This window comes from Paraburkholderia sp. D15, assembly GCF_029910215.1.
GTDB lineage: Bacteria > Pseudomonadota > Gammaproteobacteria > Burkholderiales > Burkholderiaceae > Paraburkholderia.
The window spans coordinates 4,370,004-4,381,858 of sequence record NZ_CP110395.1 but is presented as its reverse complement, the minus strand read 5'-3'; the positions used below and the strand labels follow the sequence as shown (position 1 = coordinate 4,381,858).

General features: G+C 63.0%; 7 protein-coding genes. 6 read left to right on the top strand and 1 reads right to left on the bottom strand.

Annotated elements, in window-relative coordinates:
- Nucleotides 1-31: 31 nt before the first annotated feature.
- Nucleotides 32-202 carry a hypothetical protein gene (locus tag LFL96_RS19190; RefSeq protein WP_280996790.1) on the bottom strand — a complete coding sequence of 57 codons (171 nt, stop codon included), beginning with the start codon at nt 200-202 and terminating at the stop codon, nt 32-34.
- Between the two features lie 318 nt (nt 203-520).
- On the opposite strand from LFL96_RS19190, the gene putA reads away from it, so the two are divergent.
- The 6 genes from putA (at nt 521) to LFL96_RS19160 (ending at nt 11,774) form a co-directional block, all read left to right on the top strand.
- The gene (gene putA, locus LFL96_RS19185) at nt 521-4,450 is read left to right on the top strand and encodes a trifunctional transcriptional regulator/proline dehydrogenase/L-glutamate gamma-semialdehyde dehydrogenase (protein WP_280996789.1); all 3,930 of its coding nucleotides are present in this window, start codon (nt 521-523) and stop codon (nt 4,448-4,450) included.
- Nucleotides 4,451-4,538: 88 nt separating this feature from the next.
- Nucleotides 4,539-5,687 carry a branched-chain amino acid ABC transporter substrate-binding protein gene (locus tag LFL96_RS19180; RefSeq protein ID WP_280996788.1) on the top strand — a complete coding sequence of 383 codons (1,149 nt, stop codon included), beginning with the start codon at nt 4,539-4,541 and terminating at the stop codon, nt 5,685-5,687.
- Nucleotides 5,654-5,995 carry a hypothetical protein gene (locus tag LFL96_RS19175; protein ID WP_280996787.1) on the top strand — a complete coding sequence of 114 codons (342 nt, stop codon included), beginning with the start codon at nt 5,654-5,656 and terminating at the stop codon, nt 5,993-5,995. Before LFL96_RS19180 ends, LFL96_RS19175 begins: the two co-directional genes overlap by 34 nt.
- Before the next feature lie 7 nt (nt 5,996-6,002).
- Complete coding sequence (locus LFL96_RS19170; protein ID WP_280996786.1) at nt 6,003-6,623, top strand: hypothetical protein; 621 nt, start codon at nt 6,003-6,005, stop codon at nt 6,621-6,623.
- A gap of 406 nt (nt 6,624-7,029) precedes the next feature.
- Entirely contained in the window at nt 7,030-9,945 is a 2,916-nt protein-coding gene (locus tag LFL96_RS19165) for an aminotransferase class III-fold pyridoxal phosphate-dependent enzyme (RefSeq protein WP_280996785.1), read from the top strand.
- Nucleotides 9,942-11,774, top strand: a complete 1,833-nt coding sequence (locus LFL96_RS19160) for a fatty acyl-AMP ligase (RefSeq protein WP_280996784.1) — start codon at nt 9,942-9,944, stop codon at nt 11,772-11,774. The genes LFL96_RS19165 and LFL96_RS19160 overlap by 4 nt, the downstream gene beginning before the upstream one ends.
- Nucleotides 11,775-11,855 lie beyond the last annotated feature (81 nt).

The window sequence follows — 11,855 nt, the reverse complement described above, 5'->3', positions numbered from 1 at the left end:
CGCGCGTCCTAACCTCGAATCGCGCAATCGCTCAGTCGTTCAACGCAGCCCGCGTATCCCCCGCCGAGGCCCGCGATGCCGCGCGCGCGCGTCCTTCGTCGGCCACGCGCTTGCCCCCGCCACCCGTCGCGCCGCGAATAAACAGCACCGCGCAGGTCGCGCACATCGCCCAGATACCCAATACCACGAGCCACTTTTCCATTTCGCCAGTCCTCTAGATCGCCAAACCCCGTTTCGTTTTTTTGCGTGCCGCTCAGGCCGCCTGCCGCCATGTTCTCTATAACGGCGCGCCGTCCCGTTTGATAAGGGTAAATGCAAAAAGAATCACGCCAGGGAAAGTACTGATCGCAACCGGCCTCGCCGCGCGCCGCGCCACCGGGCGCAAACCCCCGCCAGACAAGGATTTGAAGAAGGTGCAACCATATACTGAGTATGGTTGCACCTTTTTATTGGGAGGCGTACGATTCGCCAACTTTTAGTCTTTCGCCAGCGAATTCGTCTGGTATCCGAAGAAGGAAACATGGCTAGCACCACCCTCGGCGTCAAGGTCGACGACCTCCTGCGTTCCCGGCTGAAAGATGCCGCTACCCGCCTCGAACGCACTCCGCACTGGCTCATCAAGCAGGCAATCTTCGCTTACCTCGAAAAGATCGAGCACGGCCAGTTGCCGGCCGAGCTGTCCGGCGCAACGGGCTCCGCCGATCTCGCCGATGGCGCCACGGTGGAACAGGACGAGGACAGCGCGTCGCATCCGTTTCTCGACTTCGCGCAGAACGTGCAACCGCAGTCGGTGCTGCGCGCGGCGATTACGGCGGCGTATCGTCGTCCGGAGCCGGAGTGCGTGCCGTTCCTGCTGGGTCAGGCGCGTCTGCCGGCCAATCTCGCGGGCGACGTGCAGGCCATGGCCGGCAAGCTGGTCGAGACGCTGCGCACCAAGAGCAAGGGCGGCGGCGTCGAAGGGCTGATCCACGAGTTCTCTCTGTCGAGCCAGGAAGGCGTCGCGCTGATGTGCCTCGCCGAAGCGCTGCTGCGGATTCCCGACCGCGCAACCCGCGATGCGCTGATTCGCGACAAGATCAGCAAGGGCGACTGGAAGTCGCACGTCGGCCAGGCGCCGTCGCTGTTCGTCAACGCCGCGACGTGGGGCTTGATGATCACCGGCAAGCTGGTGACGACCAACAGCGAAACGAGCCTGTCGTCGGCGCTTACGCGTCTGATCGGCAAGGGCGGCGAACCGCTGATCCGCAAGGGCGTCGATATGGCGATGCGCTTGATGGGCGAGCAGTTCGTCACCGGCGAGAACATTTCCGAAGCGCTGGCCAACAGCCGCAAATACGAAGCGCGCGGTTTCCGCTACTCGTACGACATGCTCGGCGAAGCGGCCACCACGGAAGCCGACGCACAGCGCTACTACGCGTCGTACGAACAGGCGATCCACGCGATCGGCAAGGCCGCCGGCGGCCGCGGCATCTACGAAGGCCCGGGCATCTCGATCAAGCTCTCCGCGCTGCACGCCCGTTACTCGCGCTCGCAGCAGGAACGCACGATGAGCGAGCTGCTGCCGCGCGTGCGCGCGCTGGCGATTCTCGCGCGCCGCTACGATATCGGCCTGAACATCGACGCCGAGGAAGCCGACCGTCTCGAACTCTCGCTGGATCTGCTCGAAGCGCTGTGCTTCGATCCGGACCTGGCCGGCTGGAACGGCATCGGCTTCGTGGTGCAGGCGTATCAGAAGCGTTGCCCGTTCGTGATCGATTACGTGATCGACCTCGCGCGTCGCAGCCGTCACCGCGTGATGGTGCGTCTGGTGAAGGGCGCGTACTGGGATACCGAAATCAAGCGCGCGCAGGTGGACGGCCTGGAAGGCTATCCGGTCTACACGCGCAAGATCTACACGGACGTGTCGTACGTCGCTTGCGCGAAGAAGCTGCTCGCCGCGCCGGACGCGGTCTATCCGCAATTCGCCACGCACAATGCGCACACGCTGTCGGCGATCTATCACCTCGCGGGCAATAACTACTACCCCGGTCAGTACGAGTTCCAGTGCCTGCACGGCATGGGCGAACCGCTGTACGAGGAAGTCACCGGCCGCGACAAGCTGAACCGTCCGTGCCGCGTGTACGCGCCGGTCGGCACGCACGAAACTCTGCTTGCGTACCTCGTGCGCCGTCTGCTGGAGAATGGCGCGAACACCTCGTTCGTGAACCGGATTGCCGACGAAAGCGTCGCGATCAAGGAGCTGATCGCCGATCCGGTCGACGAAGCGTCGAAGGTCGTCCCGCTCGGCGCGCCGCACGCGAAAATCCCGCTGCCGCGCAATCTGTACGGCGCCGAGCGTCTCAATTCGATGGGCCTCGATCTGTCGAACGAGCATCGGCTGGCGTCGTTGTCGTCGGCACTGCTGGCGAGCGCGAACCATCCGTGGCGCGCCGCCCCGATGCTCGAAGACAACGAAATCGCCGTGGGCGTTGCGCGCGACGTGCGCAACCCGGCCGATCAACGCGATCTCGTGGGTACCGTGGTCGAAGCGACGCCGGAACACGTGAGCGCCGCGCTGGCGCATGCGGTGGCCGCCGCACCGATCTGGCAAGCCACGCCGGTCGACGCGCGCGCCGATTGCCTCGCCCGTGCCGCCGATCTGCTCGAAGCGCAGATGCACACGCTGATGGGTCTGGTGGTGCGCGAAGCCGGCAAGTCGCTGGCGAACGCGGTCGCGGAAATCCGCGAGGCGATCGACTTCCTGCGCTACTACTCGACGCAGATTCGCAGCGAGTTTTCGAACGACACGCATCGCCCGCTCGGTCCGGTGGTGTGTATCAGCCCGTGGAATTTCCCGCTGGCGATTTTCATGGGTCAGGTGGCTGCCGCCCTCGCGGCCGGCAATACCGTGCTCGCGAAGCCGGCCGAACAGACGCCGCTGATCGCCGCGCAAGCCGTGCGGATTCTGCGCGAAGCCGGTGTTCCGGCGGGCGCGGTGCAACTGCTGCCGGGTAACGGCGAAACGGTCGGCGCCGCGCTGGTGGCCGACGCGCGCACCCGCGCGGTGATGTTCACCGGCTCGACCGAAGTGGCGCGCCTGATCAACAAGACGCTGTCGAATCGTCTCGACCCGGACGGCAAGCCGATTCCGCTGATCGCCGAAACTGGCGGCCAGAACGCGATGATCGTCGACTCGTCGGCGCTCGCCGAACAGGTGGTCGCGGACGTGCTGCAATCGTCGTTCGATTCGGCCGGTCAACGGTGTTCCGCGTTGCGCGTTCTTTGTCTGCAGGACGACGTTGCGGACCGCACGCTCGAAATGCTGACCGGCGCGATGCGCGAGCTGGCCGTGGGCAATCCGGACCGTCTGTCGACCGACGTCGGCCCGGTGATCGATCTCGACGCGAAGCGCGGCATCGACGCCCACGTCGCGGCAATGCGCGAGAAGGGCCGCAAGATCGAACAGCTGCCGATGCCGGAAGGTTGCGCGCAAGGCACCTTCGTACCGCCGACGCTGATCGAGCTCGACAGCATCGACGAACTGAAGCGTGAAGTGTTCGGTCCGGTGCTGCACGTGGTGCGTTATCGCCGCAGCCAGCTGGACAAGCTGCTCGAACAGATCCGCGCGACCGGCTACGGCCTCACGCTCGGCATTCACACGCGGATCGACGAAACGATCGCGCACGTGATCAGCCGCGCGCACGTCGGCAATATTTATGTGAACCGCAACGTGATCGGCGCGGTGGTGGGCGTGCAGCCGTTCGGCGGCGAAGGTTTGTCGGGCACGGGTCCGAAGGCGGGCGGCGCGTTGTATCTGCAACGTCTGCTGGCGACGCGGCCGGCGGGTTTGCCGAAGTCGCTGGCGCAATCGTTGATCGCCGACGTACCGCAAGGCAATGGCAACGCGGATAATCCGTCCGCCGCGCTGACCGCGCTGCGCGACTGGCTGATCGCCGAGCGTCAGCCGCAACTGGCGGCGCGCTGCGACGGCTATCTGTCGCATGTGCCGGCGGGCGCGACCGCGGTGCTGTCGGGGCCGACCGGCGAGCGCAACACCTACACGCTGGGCGCGCGCGGCACGGTGCTGTGCGTCGCGTCGACGGCAAGCGGTGCGCGCGTGCAGTTTGCCGCGGCGCTGGCTACGGGAAATCGCGCATTGTTCGAAGGCGCGGCAGGTGAACAATTGGCGTCCCAGTTGCCCGCTTCGCTGAAGCCGTATGCGAGCGTGAAGAAGAGCGCCGATACGCCGTTCGATGCCGTGCTGTTCGAAGGCGACAGCGACGAGCTGCTCGCGCTGGTGAAGGAAGTCGCGAAGCGCAGCGGTCCGATCGTGTCGGTGCAAGGCGTGGCGGCACGCGCGCTGGAAAGCGGCGACGAGGATTACGCGCTGGAGCGTCTGTTGACGGAACGCTCGGTCAGCGTGAATACCGCGGCGGCAGGCGGTAATGCGAATTTGATGACGATTGGTTGAGCGAACCTCAGTTCAATTGCGCAATAGAACGGAAGCGGCACGGCGACCCCGGAACCGCTCCATCCACACCTGGTACCAAGGAGAAGCTATGCAACACAAGATGAAACAGCTGGCAGGCGCAGCACTGGTTGCGGCGATGTCGCTGGCGGGGACGGCCAACGCTCAATCGACGGAAGACGTGAAGGTAGGTTTCGCGGGTCCGATGACGGGTGCGCAGGCGCACTACGGCAAGGACTTCCAGAACGGCATCGTGCTGGCTGTCGAAGACATGAACGCGACCAAGCCGGTGATCGGCGGCAAGCAGGTTCGCTTCGTGCTGGATTCGGCCGACGACCAGGCTGACCCGCGCACCGGTACGACCGTCGCGCAGAAGCTGGTGGATGACGGCATCAAGGGCATGCTGGGCCATTTCAACTCGGGCACCACGATTCCGGCGTCGCGCATCTACGCGAACGCGGGCATCCCCGAAATCGCGATGGCAACGGCGCCTGAGTACACGCAGCAAGGCTTCAAGACCACGTTCCGCATGATGACGTCCGACACGCAGCAAGGTTCGGTCGCCGGCACGTTCGCGGTCAAGACGCTGGGCATGAAGAAGATCGTGATCGTCGACGACCGCACGGCTTACGGCCAGGGTCTGGCGGATCAGTTCGAGAAGGCGGCGAAGGCAGCAGGCGGCAACGTGATCGATCGTGAATACACGAACGACAAGGCCGTCGACTTCAAGTCGATCCTGACCAAGGTGAAGTCGGTCAACCCGGACCTGATCTATTACGGCGGCGCGGATTCGCAAGCGGCACCGATGGTCAAGCAGATGAAGGCGCTGGGCATCAAGGCGCCGCTGATGGGCGGCGAAATGGTCCACACGCCGACGTTCATCCAGATCGCGGGCGATGCGGCGAACGGCACGGTGGCGTCGCTGGCGGGCCTGCCGCTGGAAGAAATGCCGGGCGGCAAGGACTACGTCGCGAAGTACAAGAAGCGTTTCAACGAAGACGTGCAAACGTACTCGCCGTACGCTTACGATGGCGCGATGGCCATGTTCGACGCAATGAAGAAGGCGAACTCGACCGATCCGGCGAAGTACTTGCCGCTGTTGGCGAAGACCTCGATGCCGGCCGTGACGTCGGCTAACCTGGCGTACGACGCCAAGGGCGACCTGAAGAACGGTGGCATCACGCTGTACAAGGTTGTCGACGGCAAGTGGACGACGCTGCAAAGCGTGGGCGGCAAGTAAGCTTTCGCGGTTTGCTTGAGACGTCTGGGAACCCCGCTTCGGCGGGGTTTTTTTATGGGCGGGCGGTCCGCATTCAGGCTTCTATCGAAAAAAATTTCATCGACAATTTCCCGCTTCTATCCACCGGGCAAGTCAGCGCCCAGTTCGTCGAGAAGCTCATTACACGAAGCAACGGCGCGCAATACAAGTCGTCACCGCATCACAGGGTTCCTTCTGTCGACGTTCATATCATTGAATCCGGCGGGTGGTACGTAAAGTTCTATTTCGTCGGCAACCCTGAAACCGTGTTTATCAGCGTGCACCCGTGACCAGACCATGAAGACGAAACTCTACGAAGAAGGTGAAAAGAGCAAGGCAATTTGTGGCCATTGCGCGCAGCTCGTCGGTACGACCTTTGTGAGGCGAGACGTGCCGTTTTCGGACGGCAAAGGCGAAGTGAAGAATATTCTCACTGCGGTGTGCGACGTATGCGACCAGGTGGTCGCCGTCCCGGCGCAGTCCACTCCGGCGGTTCGCGAGGCACGGCAAAAAGAAGTACGGCCAATCGAAGCGCAGTTGCCGGCCATTTACCTCGATGTTCTCGATCTCGCCGCATACAGTGTCGATAGCGAAAGTTCGACGGAATTTCGTAAAGTGTTGATGATGCTCTATCTGCATCGCTTCGCCTGCGGTGAATACTCGCAAGCCATGTTGCTCAAGGCGCACAGCGCTGCGTTGGAGCGTTTCAAGGAACGTCGTGGTGCGGCGCGGCGCCGGCTTTCAATGAAGGTGACGCCACGCATCGCCGAAAACCTGAAGACGTTGATGCAGGAGACAACGCTGAGCCAGACGGAAGTAATCAAGTCCGTGATCTATCAAATCTTGTGGGACGTGATCGAAGCCCGCAAGCCAGCTTTAATGAAAGAGCTGGCGGCGCTGTCGGTTATCTACGCGTAGTGCGGCAACGTTGGCGTCAATCCGTCGTCTTCTGCAAGACAGCCAGCGTCTTCGTGCCGTAGTGCCACCCGGTCTTGTGGCCGCAGTCTCCGCGGTACGCTTTAAGTTTGCGCGCTTTCTCCGAGCATGGCCGATCGTCGATCCACGCCAGGCAAAATTCCCATCCCATTAAAAACGGCCGATCTGTCAATTTTCTTGCCCGTCTGATTTTTCAAGGACATATATCCCTGTACGACGCCGGCCAAAAAATCCTATGTACCATGTCCTTGAATTAAATAAATCGGATATGTCACTGCTTTAAATAAAGCAGGGCAAATGTTTATTCAATTCAAAAGCGGATACACGACGGCAAACCCCTCCCAAAAAGGGTTTGCAAGAGACTGGTGCAGATCGGACGGGAACCACCTTGACCTTCAAAACCGAGCAGGAAATCCTCGCGTGGCTCGCTGCCTACGCCAAAGTACATTTCAATAGTTCATGGGACGGCTGCACGCCGGTCAGTCTCGCCGATTTAGGTATCGATTCAATATCCGGCGCGGAACTGATTTGTGAATTCGAGCGCTGGTTAGGTATTTCGATACCAGTGAATTTCGTCGAATCCATTTCGGATACGACAGCGCTATCGCGCGCACTCGTCGAATGGCAAATGTCCGGGAATGCGAAAAACAATCTTGCCAGCCGGTTCGAAATTTACGTCAACCCCTATCAGGCGCGCAAACTCGCGCAACTGAAACTCGACAGGACGTTCGTGCGAGCGAATGGTCCGTATCTGTACGACGAGGATGGGCGCCGGTATCTCGACTTTCTCGCGCAATACGGGGCGCTCCCCTTCGGCCATCACCCGGACGAGATCTGGGCTGCCGTCGATTCGTTGCGCGACGACGCGGAGCCGAATTTTGCACAGCCTTCGTTACTCGCGTCGGCGGGGTGGCTCGCGCAACGATTGGTGGAGCTGGCGCCGGCGAGCCTTCGGTATGTGACGTTCTCGAACAGCGGTGCCGAGGCAATCGAGGCGGCGCTGAAAATGGCGCGCCACGCCACCGGGCGTACCCGCATCCTGTCGACGCTGGAGGGGTTCCACGGCAAAACCTTCGGTGCGTTGTCAGCCACGGGAAAGCCTGACTATCAGACGCCCTTCGGTTTGCCGCTCGCCGGTTTCGATTACGTCGAGTACGGAAATGCCGCGGCGCTCGAGAAGCAGCTTGCGTCGAGCGTCGGGCGCTATGCGGCGTTTATCGTCGAGCCGATACAGGGCGAGGGCGGCGTTCACGTCCCCGCTGCCGGCTATCTGGCCGACGTGCAGACCCTCTGCCGGCGTCACGGCGTGCTGTTGATCGTCGACGAGATACAGACCGGGTTAGGTCGAACCGGCGCTCTGTTTGCCTGCGAAGACGAGGACGTCCAACCGGACATTCTCACCGTGTCGAAGGCGCTCGGCGGCGGTCTCGTGCCGATCGGCGCGACGTTGTGCAGCGAGGCGGTGTATCGGCAGAAATTCGCGCTGAAACACTCGTCGACGTTCGCCGGCAACGCGATTGGAGCACGTGTCGGGCTTGCCACGTTGAACCTCCTCACGCGTAACGATGGCGAGTTGCTGCGTCATGTCAGGCTGCAAGGCGCTTACCTCAGGGGTCGCCTCGAAGCCCTGCGCGAGAAACATCCGTCGTTGATCAGCGAAGTCCGCGGACGCGGCTTCATGTTGGGCGTGCGGTTCAGCTCATCGCGCGCGGCGTGGCCGGAAAGTTTTCTCGGCATTGCCGCCGAGGAAAAAGAACTGGCGCAGCTCGTCGCCAGTTATCTGCTGAACGTAGAAGGTGTGCGGGTGGCGCCGACGCTGAATCGTGGCGAAGTGCTGCGCTTGCAGCCTCCGCTCAATGCCACGCGCGAGCAGTGCGACATCATGGCGGATGCGCTCGGGCGTGCACTCGACGCGCTGGCCGAGCGGCACACCGGTAACTTCTATCGCGCGATCGTGCGGGGCGAACCGTCTGCGCCGGAGTCCGGTGCGCAACGCAGCGTCACGCCACCCGTCGCGACGACCGTCTACGCAACTGCGTCTCCCACCGATGCCCATTCGTTCGGTTTCCTGCTTCATCCACTCGACCCCGACAGTTACGCCGATTACGACCCTAGCCTGCGTGTCCTGCGTCCCGACGAACTTGCCGAATTCGCACGGAGCATGGATGGTTTGCTCGACCCCGTGATCGGGTCCACGGTGACGATCGAATCGCCGACCGGTGCCATCGCGTGCGGCGAATTCATCATGCTGAGCCACACGGCGGAACAGTTGCGCGCGCTCGCTCAGGGCGATGCGATCGCGGTGCTGAACAAAGGCATCGAACTGGCTCGCCAGCGCGGCGCGCGCATCGTCGGACTGGGTGCTTATACGTCCGTTGTGAGCGGAGGCGGCGCGCAGTTGCTCGATCGTGGCGTGGCACTGACTTCGGGCAATTCGTACACCGTGGCGACCGGCGTCGAAGCGCTGGATGCCGCGATGCGGCGTGCGGGACGCGAATGGCATGGGCGCGAAGTCAGCGTGGTCGGCGCAGCGGGCGCGATCGGATCGTGCATGGCGCTTCTGCTCGCGCGCCGCGCTTCGCGGCTCACCTTGATCGGCAACCCGGCGCATGAGCCGCGGACTGGCCGTGCACGGCTGCTCCGGGTCGCCGGCGAGATCGTGCGCAACGCGTTGCTGGTGGACGACGATGTGGTGCACGCGGCATCCGTCGCCGCGCAGGTCCGGCGGAGCGTGTCGCACGGAGCGTCGATCGAACAGGCGATCGAACAGCTCGAGGATTGCGGCGCACTGGTATTGACCAGCGATCTCCGCGAAATCGGTACGGCCGACGTGGTCGTCACGGCGACCAGTTTTCCGGGGCAGCACATGAAAGCCGGTCTGTTCCGGCAAGGGGCAATGGTCTGCGACATTTCCCGCCCCCGCTCGGTTCATGCGTCGATCGTGGATGTGCGGCCGGACGTGCTGGTGATCGATGGCGGCATCATTGCGTTGCCCGGTGCGCCCAGAATCGGACCCTATGGCGTTGCCGCGGGCACGTCCTACGCATGCATGGCCGAAACCATGCTGCTCGCCCTCGAAGGGCGATTCGAAAACACGAGCATCGGTCACGACCTCGACATCGCCGAAATAGAGCGTCAGCAAGTCATGGCGCGCAAGCATGGGTTCGCTATCGCCGCGCTGCAAAGTTTCGGCAGTCCTCTCGCGCAGGCGCGGTGGCAGCGGTTTATCGAGTCGGACACGTCGTGCTCATTGCCGGCAGACCCGTGCATTGGCGATCTCGATCAAGCTAGGGAATCGGCATGAACGCATCATCTCTGCCGTATCAATTGCTCGTGCCGGAGTGGCCATATCAATGCGAAAGCCTCGTTGCGGTCGCCCAGCATCATGCGGTTCTCATGCCGCAGCGTCGGCCGTTCACGTTCATCGATTACTCGGGCCCGCGTCCGCAAGACTTCTCGATAACGTACGAGCGACTGGACCGTCGTGCACGGCAGATCGCCGCGCGGCTCCAGGCGCAGGGCGACGCCGGCGATCGGGTTTTGCTGCTCTATCCTGCCGGCCTCGACTATCTCTGCGCGCTGTTCGGTTGCCTGTACGCCGGGATGATCGCGGTGCCGAGCTATCCGCCGTTGAATCCGCGGTTACGCAGCCGCCTCGCCGCCGTCGTGGAGGATTGCGATGCGGGCACGGCGCTGACTACCCGTGCCACCCTGGAGCAGCTTGGCGATCAGCACCATCTGCTGGCTCCGCTCAGGCGTCTGCGGTGGCTCGCGACCGATACGCCGCTCGACACGCCCGAAACCGCGTGGACGCCTCCCACGCCGCAACGCGAGCGGCTTGCCATTCTGCAATACACGTCCGGTTCCACGGGGACGCCCAAAGGCGTGATGCTGACCCACGGCAACCTGTTGCATAACGTGTATGCGATGGCGCTGCATATGCAATGCAAGCCAGGCGATCGCCATTTCACGTGGCTGCCGCCTTATCACGACATGGGGTTGATCGGCACGATTCTGGGCTCGTTCTGTGCGGGCGTGCCGCTGAGTTTCATGGCTGCCGCGGCCTTTCTGCGTCGACCGGAACGGTGGCTGACGGAGATTTCAGCGCGTCGCTGCACGTTGAGCGGCGCGCCGAATTTTGCGTACGAGCTGTGCATCGACAAGATCGCCGATGGTCGCCTCCAGACGCTCGACCTGTCGTGCTGGGCGCTCGCCTACTCAGGAGCCGAGCCGATCCGGGCCGATACGCTGGAACGTTTTGCGGCACGTTTCGGCGCGGCGGGATTTCGCCGGCAGGCGTTCTATCCCTGCTATGGCATGGCCGAAACGACGCTATTCGTTGCCGGGAAGCGGCATGAGACGTCGCCCCTGGTCCTGACGATCGATACCACGAGCTACGGGCGCGGATCATGCGAAACGGTCGGTGAAGATGTCGCCGCCGAAGCGCCGCAACGTCAGATCGTCAGTTGCGGCGTGACTGTCGCCGATCTTGATGTATGCGTCGTCGATCCGAAGACGTCAAGCGCGCTGCCTGACGGCCGCGTTGGCGAAATATGGGTTGCCGGGCCGTCCGTCGCTGCCGGTTACTGGCGACGCGACGCGGAAACCGCAGCGGCATTCGGTGGCCGCATCGCCGGGCGGCAGCACGCCTATCTGCGTACCGGCGACCTTGGCTTCATGCACGAAGGCGAGCTGTTCGTTAGCGGGCGGCTAAAGGATCTGATCATTCTGCGCGGCGTTAACCACTACCCACAGGATATCGAGCGCACTGTCGACCGTTGTCACGATGCCATTCGCGCGGGCTGCGGTACGGCGTTTTCCGTGACCGTCTGCAACGAGGAGCATCTCGTGTTCGTGCAGGAAATCGGACCACGGGATGAAGCGCGCGCGGACGAAATTTTCGTTGCCATGCGCGACGCAATCTATGCGGAGCATGGCGTACTGCCCTACGCGCTCGTGCTGATCGGCAACGGCGCGATTCCCAAGACCACCAGCGGCAAGCTGGCGCGGCGGCCGTGCCGCGAGCGCTTTCTCACGGACGGCCTGCCGGCGGTCGCGCAATGGATTCATCCGCGCTTCGCGGACGCGTCGCCGAGTGCCGATACATCGCGCACGACGGCGAGCGCAGCGTAGCGCGTCGACGCCAACACCGACGCCGACGCGAATTTAACCGGCGCTTTCACATTTCCTCTTGCCCCGCGCGGCCACGCCGCC